Source organism: Streptomyces sp. NBC_00210, from assembly GCF_045160975.1.
Classification (GTDB): domain Bacteria; phylum Actinomycetota; class Actinomycetes; order Streptomycetales; family Streptomycetaceae; genus Streptomyces.
Genome location: NZ_CP108120.1, coordinates 3,969,140 through 3,988,951, shown reverse-complemented (window position 1 = coordinate 3,988,951; position 19,812 = coordinate 3,969,140). Strand labels below are relative to the sequence as shown.

The following is a 19,812-nucleotide window of genomic DNA, read 5'->3' as shown; positions in this document are numbered from 1 at the left end:
TCTTCCGGCGGAGGCGGGGCCTCACTCGTCTTCGGTAAACCCTTGCATCTCTCTTGACGTGGACGCGTCGACGGGTGTGACCTGTCCACGGTTAGGAACGTTTCCTAACCATCTGAACGCAGGAGGGATCCGTGGCACCAACCCCCCGCCGGTCGCGCAGAGCGGCCGGTGCTCTCGTGGCCGCGGCCACCGCAGCCTTAACCGTGGCCCTGCCCACCCTGAGCAACGCCCAGCCGGCCGCCCATGCCGAAAGAACCGTGAGCGCCGCGCCCGTCCGCTACGAGGCCGAATCGGCGACCGTCTCGCAAGGTGCAACCGAGTCCAACCATGCGGGCTTCTCCGGCACCGGCTTCGTCAACTACACCAATGTCGCCGGGGGCTATGTCGAGTTCACGGTGAACGCCCCCGCCGCGGGCAGCGCCACGCTGGCCCTCGGCTTCGCCAACGGCACCACCGGCAACCGCCCGCTGGACATATCCGTCAACGGAGCGGTCGCCTCCGCCAATCTCGCCTTTCAGCCCACCGGCGCCTGGACCACCTGGTCCACCGTGACCACCACGGTCACGCTCAAGGCGGGCGCCAACACCGTCCGCGCCACCGCCACCGCCGCCGAGGGCGGCCCCAACCTGGACTTCATCGACGTCACTCCCGCCGACAACCAGGCAGGCACGGACTACGAGGCCGAGTCCGGGACGATCTCCCAGGGCGCCGTCGAGTCCAATCACGCCGGCTACTTCGGCACCGGCTTCGTCAACTTCCAGGCCGTGACAGGCGCCTATGTGGAGTTCACCGTCGACTCCGCGCAGGCTGCCAACGCCAAGCTGGACTTCCGCTACGCCAACGGCTCCACCGCAAGCCGCCCCCTGGACATCACGGTGAACGGCACCTCGGCCGCCGACGACCTCGCCTTCCCCGTCACCGGCGCCTGGACCACCTGGAAGACCGCCACCGTCAACGCGGCCCTCAAGGCGGGCTCCAACAAGATCCGCGCCACCACCTCCGCGGGCGACGGCCCCAACCTCGACAGACTCACCGTCACGGCGAGCGGCCCGGCCGACACCGAGAAGCCCACCCCGCCCTCCAACCTCCGCAAGGACAAGGAGCCGACGGCGTCCACCGTCTCGCTGGCCTGGGACGCGTCCACCGACAACGTCAAGGTCACCGGCTACGACATCTACCAGCACGGCCAGTTGATGAAGCAGGTCGACGGCAGCACGCTCGCCGCCACGGTGGAGGGCCTCAACCCCGAGACCTCGTACGACTGGACGGTCTTCGCCCGTGACGCCGCCGCCAATGTCTCGGCCGCGAGCAACGCCGTCACCATCGCCACACAGCCCGCCCCGCCGGACAACGAGCCGCCGAGCGTGCCGGGCAGTCTGCGCTCCACCGGAAGGACCGCGACCAGCGTCGATCTCGCCTGGAACGCCTCCACGGACAATGTGAAGGTCACCGGGTACGAGATATACCGCGACGGCGCGGCGGCCGGCACCGCCGACTCCACCACGACGACGATCGCGGGCCTGAAGGCCAACACCGCGTACAAGTTCAAGGTCAGGGCCTTCGACCTGAAGGGCAACAAGTCCGACTTCAGCACCGAGATCACGGTCACCACCGGCGGCAGCCAGCCCGGCGGCGTCCCCGACCCCGGTGCCGTATCGGCCCTCGCCGGCGGCGTGGATGTGGCCTGGGGCCTCGGCTTCCTGCCCGACGGCTCCGGCATCTACACCGAGCGGAACACGTTCAACGTCTACCGGCTCACCAAGGCGGGCACCAAGACGCTGATCGGCAAGGTTCCCAACGCCGTGGGCACGGGCGGTGAGGGCGGTCTGCTCGGCGTCGAGATCAGCCCCGGTTTCAACACCGACCACTACCTCTACTTCACCCACACCGCCGCCGAGGGCAACCGCATCGTGCGGATGAAGTACGAGAACAACGCCCTCAGCGACTACAAGATCCTTCTCCAGGGCATGGAGAAGAGCCGCTTCCACAACGGCGGCCGGCTGCGCTTCGGCCCCGACGGAAAGCTGTACGCGTCGATGGGTGACGCCCAGAGCGGCAGCCGGGCGCAGGACAAGAACTCGCTCAACGGCAAGATCCTTCGTATCAACCCGGACGGCACGATCCCGTCGGACAACCCCTTCGGCAACGCCGTCTGGTCGCTCGGCCACCGCAACCCGCAGGGTCTCGACTTCGACTCCCAGGGCCGGCTGTGGCAGGCGGAGTTCGGCAACAGCAACATGGACGAGGTCAACCTCATCCAGAAGGGCGGCAACTACGGCTGGCCCAACTGTGAGGGCACCAGCGGCAGCTGCTCCGGCTACATCGCGCCCAAGAAGACCTGGCCCACCTCCTCGGCCTCACCCAGCGGACTGACCATCATCAACGACTACGTCTTCGTCGCGACCACCGTCGGCCAGCGCGTCTACCGGCTGCGCATCGACCCCGGCAGCAACCTGGTCGAGCAGAAGACGTACTTCCAGGGGACGTACGACCGGCTGCGCACCGTCGAGGTCGACCACGACGGGGACATCTGGCTCACCACGTCCACGGACAAGGACGGCACGGCCGGCAACGACCGGATCCTCTTGATCGACATCGTCTACTCGGGCGGCAATCCGCAGCCCGGCGATTTCAAGCTGACCAGCGGCGCCTTCAACGACAACGCCACCATCCCGGCGAAGTACACCTGCGCCGGTGACGGCACCGCCGGCCAGGATCCGTCGCCGCCGCTGGCATGGGGCGCGGGCAGCTCGGGGGCGAAGAGCTATGCGATCGTCTTCGCCGACGTCGCGAACAGCGGCAACAAGCTGCACTGGGCGATCTGGGACATCCCGGCGGCGAAACTCTCCCTCCCCGAGGGGCTCGGGTCCGGCTACGACGTCCCGGGTCAGGACGGTGCCAAGCAGAAGGCGATGGGCAGCGGGGCGAACTCGCAGAAGTTCTTCGGACCCTGCCCGGGCGGCTCGACCCATCCGTACACCTTCACGCTGTACGCGGTGAACTCGGCGACCGTGCCGGGGCTGACCTCGGGTTCGTCGATGGCCCAGATCGAAACGGCGGTCAAGAACGCGAGCACCGCGAACGTGAAACTCCGCGGCAACTCCAACGCGGGCACATGACGGGGGGTCCGGGTTTGTGACGGGAGGTCGAGGGGCGGCAGGGCATGGCCGCCCCTCGAACATCCCGACGGATGCGCATAGCATCCGTCCATGTCCAATGGTCAGTGGTACCCGCCGGAGTGGCCGGACCGGATTCGCGCGCTCGCGAGCGGTGAGCTCACCGCCGTGCCGCCGAAGCGGGCCGCCACCGTGATACTCCTGCGCGACTCTGCGGACGGGCCTGCCGTCCATATGCTGCGCCGACGCGCCTCCATGGCATTCGCCGGAGGCGCGTACGCATATCCGGGCGGCGGGGTCGACGCACGGGACTCCCGGCCGGTCCGATGGGCGGGCCCGCCGCTCGCGGACTGGGCGGACCGGCTCGGCGTGGACACGGCATCCGCGCAGGCCATTGTGTGCGCGGCGGTCCGGGAGACGTACGAGGAGGCGGGCGTCCTGCTCGCGGGCCTCACCCCCGACACGGTCGTCGGCGACACGACGGGCGACGACTGGGAGGCGGACCGGCGGGCGCTGGTCGACCGGGAGCTCTCCTTCGCGGACTTTCTGGACCGGCGCGGTCTGGTGCTGCGCTCGGACCTGCTCGCCGCGTGGGCGCGCTGGATCACCCCGGAGTTCGAGCCGCGCCGCTACGACACCTGGTTCTTCGTGGCGGCCCTGCCGAAGGGCCAGCGGACGCGGAACGCGTCGACGGAGGCGGACCGTACGGTGTGGATACGCCCCGAGGACGCGGCGGCGGGCTACGACAAGGGCGACCTGCTGATGATGCCGCCGACGGTCTCCACGCTCCGGGCGCTTCAGCCGTACGCGACGGCCGGGGCGGCACTGTCGGCGGCGGCGGAGCAGGACCTCACTCCCGTACTGGCCAAGGCACGGCTGGAGGAGGGGAGACTGGTGCTGAGCTGGCCGGGCCACGACGAGTTCACCAAGCACATCCCGAAGGAGGGCTCGCGATGACGGAATACACCGGGGCCCGCCCGCACGCCGGAGGTGTGCGATGACCGAAGCAGCGGCTCTGCCCGGGCAGCCCCGCGGTGGTGTGCTCTCCGGGCCCGCCACCGACCGCGCCGTGAACGTCCTCGCGCCCAACGCCTCCGCGATGACGCTGGACGGCACCAACACCTGGATCGTCTCGGAGCCGGATTCGGAGCTGGCCGTCGTCATCGACCCGGGCCCGCTCGACGACGCCCACCTGAACCACGTCATCGCCACGGCGGAGAAGGCGGGCAAGCGGGTCGCCCTGACCCTGCTCACGCACGGCCACCCCGACCATGCCGAGGGCGCCGCGCGCTTCGCCGAGCTGACGCGTACGCATGTGCGCGCCCTCGACCCGGCGCTGCGGCTCGGCGACGAGGGGCTCACGGCGGGGGATGTGATCCGGGTCGGCGGCCTTGAGCTGCGCGTCGTCCCCACCCCCGGCCACACCGCCGACTCGCTCTGCTTCCATCTGCCCGCCGACCGGGCCGTGCTGACCGGCGACACGATCCTCGGGCGCGGCACGACCGTGGTCGCGCACCCCGACGGGCGGCTCGGCGACTACCTCGACTCGCTGCGCAGACTCCGCTCGCTCACGGTCGACGACGGGGTGCATACGGTGCTGCCGGGCCACGGGCCCGTACTCGACGACGCACAGGGCATGGTCGAGTTCTATCTGGCCCACCGCGCCCACCGGCTGGCACAGGTGGAGACGGCGGTCGAGGACGGGCATACGACGCCTGCCGCGGTGGTCGAGCATGTGTACGCGGACGTGGACAGATCGCTGTGGCCTGCGGCGGAGCTGTCGGTACGGGCGCAGCTGGAGTATCTGCGCGAGCACGGGCTGATCTGAGACGTCGTCCCGCGCATGCGCAAGGGCCGCCCGGGAGTCGTCCCGGGCGGCTCTTGTCGTACGTCTGTCCTACGTCAGGAGCTGCTGTCTGTCGCTGCTCAGCGCGAACGCTTCGCGAGCCGCTCCACGTCCAGCAGGATCACGGCCCGCGCCTCGAGCCGGAGCCAGCCGCGCTGCGCGAAGTCGGCCAAGGCCTTGTTCACGGTCTCGCGGGAGGCGCCGACCAGCTGGGCCAGCTCTTCCTGGGTCAGGTCGTGGACGACGTGAATGCCCTCCTCCGACTGCACGCCGAAGCGGCGCGACAGGTCGAGGAGCGCACGGGCCACACGGCCCGGGACGTCGGAGAAGACCAGGTCGGACATCTGGTCGTTGGTCTTGCGCAGCCGGCGGGCGACGGCGCGCAACAGCGCGGTGGCCACCTCGGGGCGTGCGTTCAGCCAGGGCTGCAGATCGCCGTGGCCGAGGCCGAGAAGCTTGACCTCGGTCAGCGCGGTGGCCGTGGCCGTGCGCGGACCCGGGTCGAAGAGGGACAGCTCGCCGATCAGCTCGCCCGGGCCGAGGACGGCGAGCATGTTCTCGCGTCCGTCGGGAGACGTGCGGTGGAGCTTGACCTTGCCTTCTGTGACCACGTAGAGGCGGTCGCCGGGGTCGCCCTCGTGGAAGAGCGCGTCGCCACGGGCGAGCGTCACTTCACTCATCGAGGCGCGGAGCTCCGCGGCCTGCTCGTCATCGAGCGCCGCGAAGAGCGGGGCGCGCCGCAGAACGTCGTCCACGAGTTCTCTCCTTGTCGACCTGCTCAGGGACCATGGCCCCCATGCTGCTCAGGGGCTGTGGCCCCATGATGCCGGACCGCGCTGCATTGGACCGAGGCCGCAGCACCGTACGGCGGCGCTGCACTGTACAGCGGCGCGGGGGCCGGATCACCAGCAGTAAAACCGTGCGATCAATCACAACAAGTCTGACGCACTGGAGCGCCTGTTCGTGCGGCAGGGGCCCGATTGGGTCCGGATTACCTGTGACCGGGGCGGATGTCAGTGGGGGACCGTAGGCTGGCCGGGTGTCCAATTCGCCGGTGAGAGCGCAGGCCAAGGGGGCTGGGAGAGTGTCCGGAAAGCTGAATTCCGCTGTGGGCGAACAGTCCTCGCCCGGCGGCAAGAAAACGACCAAAACGGTCAAACCGGAATCGCGGCTGGCGATGGTTCGCCGCGCCCGCCGGATCAACCGTGAGCTGGCCGAGTTCTATCCGTATGCCCATCCGGAGCTGGACTTCGAAAATCCCTTCCAGCTGCTCGTGGCCACCGTCCTGTCCGCCCAGACGACGGACCTGAGGGTGAACCAGACCACGCCCGCCCTCTTCGCGAAGTACCCGACGCCCGAAGACCTCGCCGCCGCGAATCCGGAAGAGGTCGAGGAGCTCATCCGTCCGACCGGCTTCTTCCGCGCCAAGACCAAGTCGATCATGGGCCTGGCGACCGCCCTGCGGGACAACTACGGCGGCAATGTCCCCGGCCGCCTGGAAGAACTCGTCAAGCTGCCCGGAGTGGGCCGTAAGACGGCCTTCGTGGTCCTGGGGAACGCCTTCGGGGTGCCCGGGATCACCGTCGACACCCACTTCATGCGCCTCGTGCGCCGCTGGCGGCTGACCGAGCAGGAGGACCCGGTGAAGATCGAGGCGGAGATGGCCGCGATCTTCCCCAAGAGCGAGTGGACGATGCTCTCGCACCGGGTGATCTTCCACGGCCGCCGCATCTGCCACGCCCGGAAACCGGCCTGCGGCGCCTGTCCGATCACGCAGCTGTGCCCGTCGTACGGAGAGGGCGAGACGGACCCGGAGAAGGCGAAGAAGCTGCTGAAGTACGAGCTGGGCGGCCTGCCGGGCCAGCGCCTGAACCCGCCGCCGGACTATCCGGGCAAGGCGGCCCCACCGCTGGGGGCGGCCGGGTGACCTTGCTGCCGGAGGCGGGGGCCGTACGAGTGCCCGGGCCTCCGGCCGTACGAGCCACGGAACGATCCAAGCGCCCCAAGGCGTTGTGAACGAGGGGTGCCTGATGCGAGCTGGAGAGAACACGTACGACGACACGTACGACGACACGTTCAACGAGACATACGACGAGAATGACGAGACGAGCGGTGACGGCGAGGTCACCGTGACAGCCGACGGGCTGCCCGCCTGGCTCGACCCCGTCGTGCGCGCCGCGGACACCGTCGAGCCCGAGCAGCTGAGCCGTTTTTTGCCGCCCGAGAGCGGCCGCGGCCGGCAGTCCGCCGTCCTGATCCTGTTCGGCCAGGGCGACAGGGGTCCCGAGTTGCTGCTCATGGAGCGCGCCGGCAGTCTTCGCGCGCACCCGGGGCAGCCGTCATTCCCCGGCGGCGCGCTCGATCCGGAGGACGGCGACCCGGCGACCACCGGGCCGCTGCGGGCCGCGCTGCGCGAGGCCGAGGAGGAGACCGGCCTCGATCCGGCGGGCGTCCAGATCTTCGGCGTACTGCCCAAGCTCTACATCCCGGTGAGCAGTTTCGTTGTCACGCCCGTACTGGGATGGTGGCGCACCCCGAGCCCGGTCGGGGCGGTCGATCCTGCCGAGACCGCGCGAGTGTTCACGGTGCCCGTGGCGGATCTCACGGACCCGGCCAACCGTGCGACGACGGTGCACCCGAGCGGTTACCGCGGCCCTGCCTTTATCGTCGAGGGGGCTCTGGTCTGGGGTTTCACCGCGGGTGTGATCGATCGCATCCTGCATTTCGCCGGATGGGAACGACCATGGGACCGCGCCAAGCAGGTCCCGCTGGACTGGCGCTCATGACAGGCTGATCCCAGCCGCTCCAGGCCGACGGAGCATAGGCGACGAATCTGCGAGGCAAATGACGGTGAACGTGCTGGACATTCTGTTGCTGGTCGCCGCCGTGTGGTTCGCGATCGTCGGTTATCGCCAGGGCTTCGTCGTCGGCATCCTGTCGGTGATCGGTTTCCTCGGCGGCGGTCTCGTCGCGGTGTATCTGCTGCCCGTGATCTGGGGTCAGCTGACCAACGATTCCGACGTGTCCACGACGGCCGCCGTCGTGGCCGTCGTGATTGTGATCGTCTGCGCCTCGGTCGGCCAGGCCTTCACCACCCACCTCGGCAACAAACTGCGCAGACACATCACCTGGTCACCCGCGCGCGCCCTGGACGCCACCGGCGGCGCGCTGGTCAACGTGGTCGCGATGCTGCTGGTCGCCTGGCTGATCGGCTCCGCGCTCGCCGGGACCTCGCTGCCCACGCTCGGCAAGGAGGTCCGCAACTCCAAGGTGCTGCTCGGGGTCTCCCGGGTGATGCCCGATCAGGCCAACACCTGGTTCACGGACTTCTCCTCCGTCCTGGCGCAGAACGGCTTCCCGCAGGTCTTCAGCCCGTTCTCCAACGAGCCCATCACCGAGGTCCAGGCCCCGGACCCGGCACTTGCGGGCAGCCCGGTGGCCGCCCGCGCGCAGCGGTCCATCGTCAAGGTCGTGGGCACCGCGCAGAGCTGCGGCAAGGTCCTCGAAGGCACCGGCTTCGTCTTCGGCGAGCGCCGCGTGATGACCAACGCGCATGTCGTCGGCGGGGTCGACGAGCCGACCGTGCAGATAGGCGGCGAGGGCAAGCTGTACGACGCGAAGGTCGTGCTCTACGACTGGCAGCGCGACATCGCCGTACTGGACGTGCCCGATCTCAATGCACGGTCGCTCCAGTTCGCCGACTCGGACGCGCGCAGCGGCAACAGCGCGATCGTCGCCGGCTTCCCGGAGAACGGGTCGTACGACGTGCGTTCGGCCCGCGTCCGCGGCCGGATCAACGCCAACGGCCCCGACATCTACCGCCGCGGCACGGTGCGTCGTGACGTGTACTCGCTCTTCACGACGGTCCGTCAGGGCAACTCCGGCGGGCCGCTGCTCACGCCCGACGGCAGGGTGTACGGCGTCATCTTCGCCAGGTCGCTGGACGACCCGGACACCGGCTACGCCCTGACGGTCGACGAGATCCGCGAGGACATCTCATTCGGCCTGACCGCCAACCAGCAGGTGGACACGCAGGGGTGCGCGCTGTAGCGCCTGCGGTGGTGGCGGTGCGGTGATGGCGTTGCGGTGGCGGCGATGACGTGGCGGCGGCGCGTGCGTCAGCCGCGGATATGCCGCAACTCAGCCGCGGGTATGCCGCAGCCGCGCCGACACCCAGCGGGCGCGGCGCCTGAGGATGCGGGGAATACCGATCCCTTGCCCCGGATGCTCATGGCCCTCCGTCGGGGGGCCACCCCTCTCCTGGGTGATCGGCCCACTGGCCGACCGGCGGTTGCGTGCTGCGTCACCGTAGTCGTGCGTCCAGCCCATACCCCGACGTGTGCCCGTGCCCCAAGGTCGGTAACCGCGTCAGGGGCGGCCAATTGGCCTATGCGCCAGGCATTTGGCTGTTCGTAGTACAAGTGTTCACAGATGTTGTTGGTGCGCACGGGCTGGCCTACCGGTCGGGCTCGGGGTCCTTCAGCCAGTTGATGAGCTCCGTGGAGAACGCCACAGGGTCCTCCTCATGAGGGAAGTGGCCGAGGCCGTCGAACAGGCGCCAGCGGTACGGCGCCTCCACGTACTCGCCCGAGCCCGCCGCGCTGCGCGTCCGCATGGCCGGGTCGAGCGAGCCGTGCAGATGCAGCGTCGGCACCCGCACCGGTCGCTTCATACGGCGGTTGAACTGGATGCCGTCCGGCCGCGCCATCGACCGCACCATCCACCGGTACGGCTCGATCGAGCAGTGCGCCGTCGACGGAATGCACATGGCCCGCCGGTAGACGTCCACCGCGTCCTCCTCCGGCGGCTGCGGCCCGGACCAGTCCTGGATCAGTCGGCGCACCAAGGCCCCGTCGTCCGCCACGAGCTGACGCTCCGGCAGCCACGGCCGCTGGAAGCCCCAGATGTACGACCCGGCACGGCTCTGCGAGAAGTCGGAGAGCATCGCCGAACGCCACCGCCGCGGATGCGGCATCGAGGAGACCGCGAGCCGACGCACCAGCTTCGGCCGCATCACCGCCGCCGTCCACGCCAGATAGCCGCCCAGGTCGTGCCCGACCAGCGCCGCGTCCGGCTCGCCCAGGGACCGTACGACTCCGGTGATGTCGAGCGCGAGGTTCGCGGGGTCGTAACCCCGCGGCGTACGGTCGCTGCCGCCCACGCCGCGCAGATCCATCGCCACCGCCCGGAAACCCGCATCCGCGAGCGCGGTCAGCTGATGCCGCCACGTCCACCAGAACTGCGGAAAGCCATGCAGCAGCAACACCAGCGGCCCGTCTCCCACCTCGGCGATATGGAAGCGCGCACCATTGGCCGCCACGTCGCGATGTGTCCAGGGACCATCGATGCGTACGGGGCTTCCAGTACCGGTATCAGGGGCCGTCATGCAGACGAGCGTGCCACACCCGCGCAGCCCGCGTTCGCCAAGCCCACCCCCCGAGGGGCGGCGGACCGCCCCCGATGGGCGCTCCGCCGGAGCTCAACGGCCCTGCGGCCGCCTCCTCAGACCGAGACCTTGGCCTGCGCCGGCCGGGTGTGCGGCTTGACGCCCTGCAGTACGGCCGCCGTCTCCTTGGCCGACGCGATGGACCTCTCCGGCGGCTTGACCTTCTTGAATTTGGCGACGGCCAGCAGCGACAGGATCCCTGCGAGCAGCAGAAAGGCCCCGCCCACGATCAGGAACGACCACGCCAGGCCGAGGCCCAGATTGTGAATCCCGTACGCCGCCGCAAAGCTCAGCACCGGCAGCGAGAAGAGCGCGAACACTCCCGCGACGGTGATGGAAACTCCGCCGATCGCGCCGCGCTTCACGTCCTGCCGCAGCTCGGCCTTGGCCAGGGCGATCTCGTCGTGCACGAGCGCGGACATCTCGGCGGTCGCCGAGGCGACCAGCTGGCCGAGACTGCGGTCGGCGCTGACAGTGATCGCCGCGCTGTTGCCGGGGTCGCTCATCGCTGACTCCCTCTCCTCATCGACGGATTCCTCATCAACTTCATCAACGGATCCGATGTCAGATCATGCCGGACTGTCGCCGTCGTCGTGCGATGCCCCTGCCAGTTCGGCCTTGCGGCGGTGCTCCGCGGCCTTCTCCTCGTAGATTGCGGCCATCCGCAGGTGGTACTCGGGGTTGTCCTGTTCGTAGATGTCGGGGATGCCGTCGCGGTCTTCGTCGCGCTCCTCGTCCTCGACGAGCGCCCGGTACTTCCGTACCCGCAGCTTGAGCAGAATCCCGGCGAACAGGGCGGCGATCAGGGAGCCCATCAGGACTGCGGCCTTGACCTCGTCGGTCAGCACGAGGTTCCCGGTGAAGGCGAGTTCGCCGATGAGCAGCGAGACGGTGAAGCCGATGCCCGCCAGCGCGGCGACGGCGAACACGTCCGGCCAGGCCAGGTCGTCATTGAGCTCGGCCCGGGTGAAACGGGCGGCCAGCCAGGTGCCGCCGAAGATGCCGACGGCCTTGCCGACCACCAGGCCGAGGACGACGCCAAGGGGCTCGGGCTGGGTGAAGACATGGCCGAGCAGGTCGCCGGAGACGGCGACTCCGGCCGAGAAGAGGGCGAACAGGGGCACGGCGAGTCCCGCCGAGAGGGGCCGTACGAGGTGCTCGATGTGCTCGCCGGGGGAGTACTCCTCTCCGTCGCGCCGGGTGCAGCGCAGCATCAGGCCCATCGCGACTCCGGCGATGGTGGCGTGGATGCCGCTGTTGTACATCAGCGCCCAGACGACGAGCGCGAGAGGCACGTACACGTACCAGCCCCGCACGTCCTTCCTCAGCAGCAGCCAGAAGACGCCGAGGCCGATGACCGCGCCGCCGAGCGCGGCGAAGTTCAGGTCGCCGGTGAAGAAGACCGCGATGATCAGGATCGCGAACAGGTCGTCGACGACGGCGAGAGTGAGCAGGAACGCGCGCAGCGCGGACGGCAGCGAGGTGCCGATGACCGCGAGAACGGCGAGCGCGAAGGCGATGTCGGTCGCGGTCGGGACGGCCCACCCGTCGGTGGAACCGCCGCCCGTGATGGCGACGAGGGTGTAGACGAGCGCGGGCACGGCCATGCCGCAGAGCGCGGCGATGACGGGGAGGGCGGCGGCCTTGGGCTCGCGCAGCTCACCGGCGACGAGCTCGCGCTTGAGCTCGATCCCGGCGACGAAGAAGAAGATTGCGAGCAGCCCGTCGGCGGCCCAGTGCTCGACCGAGAGATCAAGACCGAGGGTGGAGGGGCCTATGTGGAAGTCGCGTACGGATTCGTAGCTGTCGGCCAGCGGGGTGTTGGCCCAGATCAGCGCGGCGATCGCGGCGACGAGCAGCAGCACGCCCCCGACGGTCTCGGCCCGCAGCGCATCCACGACGTAGGTCCGCTCGGGCAGCGAAAGGCGTGCGAGGAACTTACGACTGGTGGTGTTGGGCGCGGCCACGTCGGGGGACCTCCGGTCGGGTAGGCAGGACACAGCACATGCCGACCAGACTTCCCGGCGCACCTAGGTCGTTCTTGTCGCGTCCTTGACGCGATCTTCACTGTACCCAACGGTGCAAGGGCGTATCCGGCGAAGCTCATTTTAGGTATATAGGGGGCGGCGGGCGCGGTGTGTGTCGTGTGCACTCTGAGGCGCGGAGCTGCGGTCGGCCCGTTGGGGGCCTGCTTCCTGCAGCGCATCCACCACGGAGGGGTCCGACCGCGAGCGGTCGGACCCCTCCGTAAAACCACCCGGGGTCAGTCCTCGGACGCCGCCGTCGGCAGCTTGGACTGGATCAGGTCCATGACGGAGGAGTCGGTGAGGGTGGTGACGTCGCCCAGTTGGCGGTTCTCGGCGACATCGCGCAGCAGCCGGCGCATGATCTTGCCGGAGCGGGTCTTGGGCAGCTCCGCCACCGGCAGGATCCGCTTCGGCTTGGCGATCGGCCCGAGCGTCGCGCCCACGTGGTTGCGCAGCTCGTCCACCAGCCCCGCATCCTCCGCCGCGGTGCCGCGCAGGATGACGAAGCCGACGATCGCCTGACCTGTCGTCTCGTCCGCCGCACCGACGACTGCCGCCTCCGCCACCTTCGGGTGCGAGACCAGCGCGGATTCCACCTCGGTGGTGGAGATGTTGTGGCCGGAGACGAGCATGACGTCGTCGACCCGGCCGAGCAGCCAGATGTCGCCGTCGTCGTCCTTCTTCGCGCCGTCGCCCGCGAAGTACTTCCCCTCGAAGCGCGACCAGTACGTCTCGATGAAGCGCTGGTCGTCGCCCCAGATGGTGCGGAGCATGGACGGCCACGGCTCGGTGAGTACGAGGTACCCGCCGTGCCCGTTCGGGACCTCGTTCGCGTCGTCGTCGACGACGGTGGCGGAGATGCCGGGCAGGGCGCGTTGGGCGGAGCCGGGCTTGGTCTCGGTGACGCCGGGCAGTGGGCTGATCATCATCGCGCCGGTCTCGGTCTGCCACCAGGTGTCGACGATCGGCGTCTTGCCCGCGCCGATGTGCTCGCGGTACCAGATCCATGCCTCGGGGTTGATCGGCTCGCCGACCGACCCGAGCACCCGCAGTGAGGACAGGTCGAACTTCGCGGGGATGTCGTCGCCCCACTTCATGAAGGTGCGGATCGCGGTCGGGGCGGTGTAGAGGATGGTGACGCCGTACTTCTGGACGATTTCCCAGAAGCGGCCCTGGTGCGGGGTGTCGGGGGTGCCTTCGTAGATCACCTGGGTGGCGCCGTTGGCCAGTGGGCCGTAGACGATGTAGGAGTGGCCGGTCACCCAGCCGATGTCGGCGGTGCACCAGTAGACGTCGGTGTCCGGTTTGAGGTCGAAGACGGCGTGGTGGGTGTAGGCCGCCTGGGTGAGGTAGCCGCCGGAGGTGTGCAGGATGCCCTTCGGCTTCCCGGTGGTGCCGGAGGTGTAGAGGATGAACAGCGGGTGCTCGGCGTCGAAGGCCTGCGGGGTGTGTTCGGCGGGCTGGCGGGCGGTGATTTCGTGCCACCACACGTCGCGGCCCTCGGTGAAGGCGACGTCCTGGCCGGTACGGCGTACGACGAGGACGTGTTCGACCCGGTCGACGCGCTCGATCGCGTCGTCGACGGCGGGCTTGAGGGCGGTGGCCTTGCCGCGTCGGTAGCCGCCGTCGGCGGTGATGACGACCTTGGCGTCGGCGTCCTCGATGCGGGTGGCGAGTGCTTCGGCGGAGAAGCCGCCGAAGACGACCGAGTGCGCGGCGCCGATCCGGGCGCAGGCCAGCATGGCGACGACGGCCTCGGGGATCATCGGCATGTAGACGGCGACCCGGTCGCCTGCCTGGACTCCGAGCTCGGTCAGGGCGTTCGCGGCGCGCGAGACCTCGTCCTTGAGTTCGGTGTAGGTGAGGGCGCGGCTGTCGCCGGGTTCTCCCTCGAAGTGGATGGCGATGCGGTCGCCGTTGCCTGCCTCGACATGGCGGTCCACGCAGTTGTAGGCGATGTTCAGCGTGCCGTCGGCGAACCACTTCGCGAACGGCGGGTTGGTCCAGTCAAGGGTCTCGGTCGGTTCGGTGGCCCAGGTCAGCCGCCTCGCCTGCTCGGCCCAGAAGCCAAGCCTGTCCGCCTCGGCCTGCTCGTACGCCTCCGCCGTCACGTTGGCGTGCGCGGCCAGCTCCGCCGGCGGTGCGAACCGCCGTTCTTCCTTGAGCAGGTTGGCCAGGCTTTCGTTGCTCACGACATCTCCCTTTCCCAGGGCGTCCTATGTGCCTATGTGTCCCAGGCCATAGCTCATCAGCCAGACGGCCGGGTGACAAGAGTCTTCCGGAAATTGGTTTAGACCTATTGGCTCCATTGAGTGGCCCCTCCTCCCCGGGCGGTGGGAAGGAGGGGCCATACGTTCTCACGTGCGCGGCGGGTCGCCGGTTCAGGCGCGCGACTTCTCCAGGGCCGAAGGAGCAGGTGCGACGCGGTCGAAGACCACGTCGATCGCATGTTCGCAACTGCTCGCGAGCAGATAGGCCTGAGCCTCGCCGACATGGAAGTACATGCCGTGCAGCTCCAGCTTGCCCTCGGCGAGCCGCCGGGCCACCGCGTCATGGGACCGCAGATGCTCCAACTGCTGGATCACATTGGTCAGACACAGCTGCTCCACCGCATCGGTGGGCAGCCGCCCGGAGATCCTCGCCCAGGAGCGGTGCGGGCTCCTCATCCGGTCGAGGCTCGGTAGTCCGTGCCGCAGCCAGCGCCGCAGGGGCGTCTGCGCATCCCCCGACGGGCCGTTCAGCAGGGCCTGCATCGCGCCGCAGCCCGAGTGCCCGCAGATGGTGATGGAGCCGACCTCCAGCACATCGACGGCGTACTCGATTGCGGCCGCCACCGAGTCGTCGCCGCTCTCCGCACCGGGCAGCGGTACCAGATTGCCCACATTCCGTACGGTGAACAGATCGCCCGGGCCGCTTGCCGTGATCATGCTGGTCACCAGGCGGGAGTCGGCGCAGGTGAGGAAGAGCTGCGAGGGCCGCTGCCCTTCGCGCGCCAGCCGCGCCAGCTCCTCCCGCACCAGCGGAGCCGTATTGCGCTGGAAGGAGCTGAGCCCACTGGCCAGTTGATGCCCGGTGGTGCGCCGGGGGCGCTCGCCACAGTGGTGGTTGCGCCACGGAGTCCAGGGGCGGCAGCAGCCGTGCGCCTCCGAGGCGGGCTCGCTGATCCGGCCCCCGGCCCGGCCGGTGAACTCCACCGTTCCGCCCTGCGCGAGGTGCGAGGCCTGCCAGTCGTGCAGCGCCTCGTATGCGGCATGGTCCATGAACGATCCGTCCAGCTCCACGACACAGTCCGTCCCGTGAGGCACCTGACCGAGCGTCCGGCTCAGCCGCGGCACCGCAAGGAAGGTCAACTGGCCGCGCGCCCGCACCCGGTGGACCCCCTCCTGCTCGTCCACCGTGATCCGGGTCCTGGTCAGCCGGTGCAGAGCGACCGCGACCGCCACCGCGATCCCGATCATCACTCCCTCCAGCACGCCGGTGACGACGACCGAGGCCAGCGTCACCGCGTACACCAGCAGTTCGCGATTCCGCTTCACGGTGCGCAGGTGGGTGATGCTGACCATCTGTACGCCGACGACCATCACCAGCGCGGCCAGCGCGCCCAGCGGGATCAGATCGAGCACGGGCACCAGCAGCAGTGCGGCGATCGCGATCCACAGGCCGTGCAGCATCGTGGCGTGACGACTCACCCCGCCCGCGGACACGTTGGCGGCGCTGCGGACGGCGACCCCGGTGACGGGCAGCCCGCCGAGGGCACCGGACACGACATTCGCCGCCCCCTGCCCCGCCAGCTCCCGGTCGAGCCGGGCACGTGGAAGCCGAACGTCCGGCTCCTTGCGGGCAGCCACCAGCTTGTCGACGGCAACCGCCGACAGCAGTGACTCCACGCTCCCCACCAGGGTGATGGTGAGGACGGCGGCGAGGATGCCGAGCGCCGGCCCGTCGGGCAGCCCGGGCAGGGCGTGGTTGCTCCACGACGGCAGATCGACGCGCGGCAGGCGCAGCCCGGCGACCGCGGCGAACGTGGTCGCGCCCGCCACCGCGGCGAGGGCGGCCGGGAGCCTTCGTACGACCCGCCCCGCGCGCCCGGGAATCCGCGGCCACAGCAGCAGTACGGCAATGGTCAGCGCGCTGGCCGTGAGCGCGGCCGGTTGGAGATCGGCCAACTGGGCGGGAAGTGCACGGACGTTGTCGATGGCGGAGCTCTGCGGGGTGCCGCCGAGCACGATACGGAGTTGTGCGAGGGCGATCGTGGCGCCGATGCCGGCCAGCATGCCGTGCACGATCGCGGGGCTGACGGCAAGGGCCGAGCGAGCCACCCGCAGTGCGGACAGGCCGAGTTGGGCCAGTCCGGCGAGGACGGTGATGGCGCAGGTGGTGCGCCAGCCGAACTGGTGGATCAGATCGGCCGTGACGACGGTCAGCCCGGCGGCGGGACCGCTGACCTGAAGCGGCGAACCACCGAACCGGCCGGCGACGATGCCGCCGACAGCGGCGGCCACCAGCCCGGCCTGGAGTGGTGCGCCGGTGGCGAGTGCGATGCCCAGGGAGAGCGGCAGCGCGATCAGAAAGACGGCGATCGACGCGGTCAGATCGGCGCCCGCGATGCGGAAGCGGCGGGGGCCGCCTTCGCCGGTCGGTGGCGGGCTGTGCGGACGCTGGAAGCGCGCGGCGAGAAGCGCGCGGGACGGACGGAACCTGCGGGAGGCGCCGGCCTCGCCGCTCGTGGGGGCTTGGCGGGACTTGCCGTTCTTTCGGGACTTTCGGGACTTGGGGGTTTTACGAGATGGGTCGTCGGTGCGAGTGGGGACGCAGGCGGACATGTTTCCCGTCTCCTCCGGGGCAGCGCGGTCGCGGAATGTGGGGACGCGGCCGTGGGTCACGGCGTGCAGCGGCGGGATCTTCAACTCTCGGTAAATGGATCGTAATGCAGAGTAAAGACTGAGGCATGATTTTCAGGGCAAATGGGGCAGCTTTTCACCCGTACTGGTGATTAATGATTTGAATGCGGCTCGTCGCACCCTCCCCCTCGGCGCCCCGATGCGACTTTGTCGGCGCCGTAGGCAATGCGTCGTATAGGCATACCGGCCTATTGGCGTATAGGCACAGGAAAGAGGGTGGGCGGATGAAGGTCGCCACGAGGAGGATCGCCGTCGGCGCAGTCGCCACGGCGCTGATCGCAGGACTCGCCGGCTGTTCCGGTGCCGATGGCTCGACCACCGTCAACAAGGGCGCCCCCGGAGTGAAGAAGCCTGCTGCGGCCCCCAAGAGCGCGGTACGCCTCATCGGCGACGGATCCACCGCGTTCACCGGAGTCCAGCCGGGCCTGCTCAAGCCGGAGCGTCTGAAGCCCGGTCAGCAGCCACCGCAGTTCGTGGTGTTCTCCTGGGACGGGGCCGGCGAGGACGGCCAGAAGCTCTTCTCGCGCTTTCGCAAGGTCGCCAAGAAGTACGACGCGACGATGACCTACTTCCTCAGTGGCGTCTATCTGCTCCCGGAGGCGAAGGCCGGCCTCTACCTCCCGCCCCAGCACTCGGCCGGGCGCTCGGACATCGGCTTCAACGACACGCAGGGGATCAAGGACACCGTGCGTGAGCTGCGCGGCGCCTGGCTGGAGGGCAACGAGGTGGGTACCCACTTCAACGGCCACTTCTGCGGCAAGGACGGCGGGGGCGGCAAGTGGTCCGTGGCCGAGTGGTTGAGCGAGATCCGCCAGGCCAAGTCCTTTGTGAAGAACTGGAAGTCGAACGCGGGCCTCGAGTCCGAGCAGCCGCTGCCCTTCGACTACGACAAGGAGCTCATCGGCGCCCGCACTCCCTGCCTGGAGGGTCGACCCAACTTCCTGCGTGCCGCAAGCCAGTTGGGCTTCCGCTACGACACCAGCGGCATCAATGATCAGGTCTGGCCCAAGAAGGAACTGGGCCTGTGGGACCTGTCGATGCAGTTGGTCCCGGTGCCGGGCCGCTCCTTCGAGACGCTGTCCATGGACTACAACTTCATGGTCAACCAGTCCGGGACGGTCAAGGGCGACCCCGCGCAGCGCGAGTACTGGGGCGACCAGATGCGCAACGGCCTGGTGCAGGCCTTCGACCGCGCCTACAAGGGCAACCGGGCCCCGCTGATCATCGGCAACCACTTCGAGTCCTGGAACGGCGGCACATATATGCGCGCCATCGAGGAGACCATCGCGACGGTCTGTGTGAAGCGCGACGTGAAGTGCGTGTCCTTCCGCCAGCTCGCCGACTGGCTGGACGCCCAGGACCCACAGGTCCTGGCGAAGATGCGCACGCTCGGGGTCGGCCAGGCCCCGAAGGGAGGCTGGACGGCCTTCCTCGCCGCCCAGCCGGCGGCTCCGGCCGCCTCACCCACCGTCAGGCGGGCTGGGCAGCACTGACGTCCGACATCCGCTCCGCGAGCACGAAGGCGGGGTCGACCTGCGCGGCGAGGTCGGCGCCCGTCTTCGCGTTCCCCCAGCTCTCCGCGTTCTTCAGATGGAAATGCACCATCTGGCGCGTGTAGCGCTCCCAGTCGCGGTGCTCGTACGAGTCCTCCGCGGCGTTCTGCAGGGCCTGGAGCGACATGCGGTTCTCTGCCTCCAGCTGCTCGAAGTGCAGCGGCCTGCCCTTCTCCATCGCCCGCACCCAGTCGGAGTGGCCGACGGTCACGAGCAGATCGTCGCCCACCTCCGCGCGCAGGAAGTCGATGTCGTCCGGTCCCTGCACCTTGTTGCCGATGACCTTCAGCGCGACACTGAAGTCCCGTGCGTACTCCCGGTACTGGCGGTACACGGACACACCCTTGCGGGTCGGCTCGGCCACCAGGAACGTCATGTCGAAGCGGGTGAACATCCCCGAGGCGAACGAGTCCGACCCGGCCGTCATGTCGACGACCACATATTCGTCCGGCCCGTCGACGAGGTGGTTGAGGCAGAGCTCCACCGCGCCGACCTTCGAGTGGTAGCAGGACACCCCGAGGTCGGATTCGGTGAAGGAGCCGGTGGCCATCAGCCGGATGTCCCCGTCGTCGAGGCGGACGGTGCGGGCGCAGGCCTCATAGACGGGGTTGTCCTCGAGAACGCGCAGCAGCCGCGAGCCCTCGCCCGGCGGCGTCGTCTTGATCATCGTCTCGGCGGAGGTGATCCGGGGGTTGGAGCCCCGCAGATACTCCTTGATCAGCGGCAGATGCGCGCCCATCGCGGGCAGCGCGGCGGCCTCCGCCTCGCCGAGACCGAGCGCGGCCCCCAGATGCTGGTTGATGTCGGCGTCCACCGCGACGACGGGGGCTTCATTGGCGGCCAGGTGGCGGATGAAGAGCGAGGACAGCGTGGTCTTCCCGCTGCCGCCCTTCCCTACGAAAGCGATCTTCATGTTCACCTAG

Annotated in this window: 15 protein-coding genes; 7 read left to right on the top strand and 8 right to left on the bottom strand. The window is 69.2% G+C overall.

Annotated elements, in window-relative coordinates; all coding sequences use genetic code 11:
• Window positions 1–131 precede the first annotated feature (131 nt).
• The 3 genes from OG729_RS18055 (at window position 132) to OG729_RS18045 (ending at window position 4,944) form a co-directional block, all read left to right on the top strand.
• On the top strand, window positions 132–3,119 hold the full coding sequence (locus OG729_RS18055) for a PQQ-dependent sugar dehydrogenase (RefSeq protein ID WP_405807064.1): 2,988 nt from the start codon (window positions 132–134) through the stop codon (window positions 3,117–3,119).
• A gap of 90 nt (window positions 3,120–3,209) precedes the next feature.
• Window positions 3,210–4,073: an NUDIX hydrolase gene (locus OG729_RS18050; protein WP_405807062.1), complete on the top strand. Its 864-nt coding sequence runs from the start codon at window positions 3,210–3,212 to the stop codon at window positions 4,071–4,073.
• 40 nt (window positions 4,074–4,113) lie between these two features.
• Entirely contained in the window at window positions 4,114–4,944 is an 831-nt protein-coding gene (locus OG729_RS18045; RefSeq protein ID WP_405807061.1) for an MBL fold metallo-hydrolase, read from the top strand.
• Between the two features lie 98 nt (window positions 4,945–5,042).
• Here OG729_RS18045 and OG729_RS18040 read toward each other — a convergent pair whose 3' ends face one another.
• A complete protein-coding gene (locus OG729_RS18040; protein ID WP_017947815.1) occupies window positions 5,043–5,717 on the bottom strand; it encodes a Crp/Fnr family transcriptional regulator in 675 nt (224 codons plus the stop codon).
• A 329-nt stretch (window positions 5,718–6,046) separates the two neighbouring features.
• Here OG729_RS18040 and nth point away from each other — a divergent pair, with 329 nt between their 5' ends.
• The 3 genes from nth to OG729_RS18025 all read left to right on the top strand — a co-directional run bounded on the left by nth (window position 6,047) and on the right by OG729_RS18025 (window position 9,012).
• On the top strand, window positions 6,047–6,889 hold the full coding sequence (gene nth, locus OG729_RS18035; protein WP_405807060.1) for an endonuclease III: 843 nt from the start codon (window positions 6,047–6,049) through the stop codon (window positions 6,887–6,889).
• 103 nt (window positions 6,890–6,992) lie between these two features.
• Entirely contained in the window at window positions 6,993–7,748 is a 756-nt protein-coding gene (locus OG729_RS18030; protein WP_360880594.1) for a CoA pyrophosphatase, read from the top strand.
• 64 nt (window positions 7,749–7,812) lie between these two features.
• Window positions 7,813–9,012: a MarP family serine protease gene (locus OG729_RS18025; protein WP_360880627.1), complete on the top strand. Its 1,200-nt coding sequence runs from the start codon at window positions 7,813–7,815 to the stop codon at window positions 9,010–9,012.
• Between the two features lie 90 nt (window positions 9,013–9,102).
• Here OG729_RS18025 and OG729_RS18020 read toward each other — a convergent pair whose 3' ends face one another.
• The 6 genes from OG729_RS18020 to OG729_RS17995 all read right to left on the bottom strand — a co-directional run bounded on the left by OG729_RS18020 (window position 9,103) and on the right by OG729_RS17995 (window position 17,258).
• Window positions 9,103–9,291, bottom strand: a complete 189-nt coding sequence (locus OG729_RS18020; RefSeq protein ID WP_360880597.1) for a hypothetical protein — start codon at window positions 9,289–9,291, stop codon at window positions 9,103–9,105.
• Between the two features lie 127 nt (window positions 9,292–9,418).
• Entirely contained in the window at window positions 9,419–10,348 is a 930-nt protein-coding gene (locus tag OG729_RS18015) for an alpha/beta fold hydrolase (RefSeq protein WP_405807059.1), read from the bottom strand.
• Window positions 10,349–10,464: 116 nt separating this feature from the next.
• Window positions 10,465–10,914, bottom strand: a complete 450-nt coding sequence (locus OG729_RS18010) for a phage holin family protein (RefSeq protein ID WP_360880603.1) — start codon at window positions 10,912–10,914, stop codon at window positions 10,465–10,467.
• Between the two features lie 63 nt (window positions 10,915–10,977).
• Window positions 10,978–12,375: a Na+/H+ antiporter NhaA gene (gene nhaA / locus OG729_RS18005; protein ID WP_405807057.1), complete on the bottom strand. Its 1,398-nt coding sequence runs from the start codon at window positions 12,373–12,375 to the stop codon at window positions 10,978–10,980.
• A gap of 296 nt (window positions 12,376–12,671) precedes the next feature.
• Window positions 12,672–14,627, bottom strand: coding sequence for an acetate--CoA ligase (gene acs, locus OG729_RS18000; RefSeq protein WP_405807056.1), 1,956 nt, complete (start codon window positions 14,625–14,627; stop codon window positions 12,672–12,674).
• A 189-nt stretch (window positions 14,628–14,816) separates the two neighbouring features.
• Complete coding sequence (locus OG729_RS17995; protein WP_405807054.1) at window positions 14,817–17,258, bottom strand: SulP family inorganic anion transporter; 2,442 nt, start codon at window positions 17,256–17,258, stop codon at window positions 14,817–14,819.
• Between the two features lie 302 nt (window positions 17,259–17,560).
• Here OG729_RS17995 and OG729_RS17990 point away from each other — a divergent pair, with 302 nt between their 5' ends.
• Window positions 17,561–18,829 carry a hypothetical protein gene (locus tag OG729_RS17990; RefSeq protein WP_405807053.1) on the top strand — a complete coding sequence of 423 codons (1,269 nt, stop codon included), beginning with the start codon at window positions 17,561–17,563 and terminating at the stop codon, window positions 18,827–18,829.
• Here the strand turns inward: OG729_RS17990 and OG729_RS17985 are convergent.
• Window positions 18,807–19,802 (bottom strand): ATP-binding protein, encoded by a 996-nt coding sequence (locus OG729_RS17985; protein ID WP_405807051.1) that lies wholly within the window; start codon window positions 19,800–19,802, stop codon window positions 18,807–18,809. The two genes, OG729_RS17990 and OG729_RS17985, sit on opposite strands and share 23 nt — an antisense overlap.
• Between the last annotated feature and the right edge of the window lie 10 nt (window positions 19,803–19,812).

Bases quoted from the DNA above. Each gene is read 5' to 3' on its own strand.
- OG729_RS18050 (WP_405807062.1), top strand. From the start codon at position 3,210: ATGTCCAATGGTCAGTGGTACCCGCCGGAGTGGCCGGACCGGATTCGC.
- OG729_RS18045 (WP_405807061.1), top strand. From the start codon at position 4,114: ATGACCGAAGCAGCGGCTCTGCCCGGGCAGCCCCGCGGTGGTGTGCTC.
- OG729_RS18030 (WP_360880594.1), top strand. From the start codon at position 6,993: ATGCGAGCTGGAGAGAACACGTACGACGACACGTACGACGACACGTTC.
- OG729_RS18020 (WP_360880597.1), bottom strand. From the start codon at position 9,291: ATGGGCTGGACGCACGACTACGGTGACGCAGCACGCAACCGCCGGTCG.
- OG729_RS18015 (WP_405807059.1), bottom strand. From the start codon at position 10,348: ATGACGGCCCCTGATACCGGTACTGGAAGCCCCGTACGCATCGATGGT.
- OG729_RS18010 (WP_360880603.1), bottom strand. From the start codon at position 10,914: ATGAGCGACCCCGGCAACAGCGCGGCGATCACTGTCAGCGCCGACCGC.
- OG729_RS17995 (WP_405807054.1), bottom strand. From the start codon at position 17,258: ATGTCCGCCTGCGTCCCCACTCGCACCGACGACCCATCTCGTAAAACC.
- OG729_RS17990 (WP_405807053.1), top strand. From the start codon at position 17,561: ATGAAGGTCGCCACGAGGAGGATCGCCGTCGGCGCAGTCGCCACGGCG.
- OG729_RS17985 (WP_405807051.1), bottom strand. From the start codon at position 19,802: ATGAAGATCGCTTTCGTAGGGAAGGGCGGCAGCGGGAAGACCACGCTG.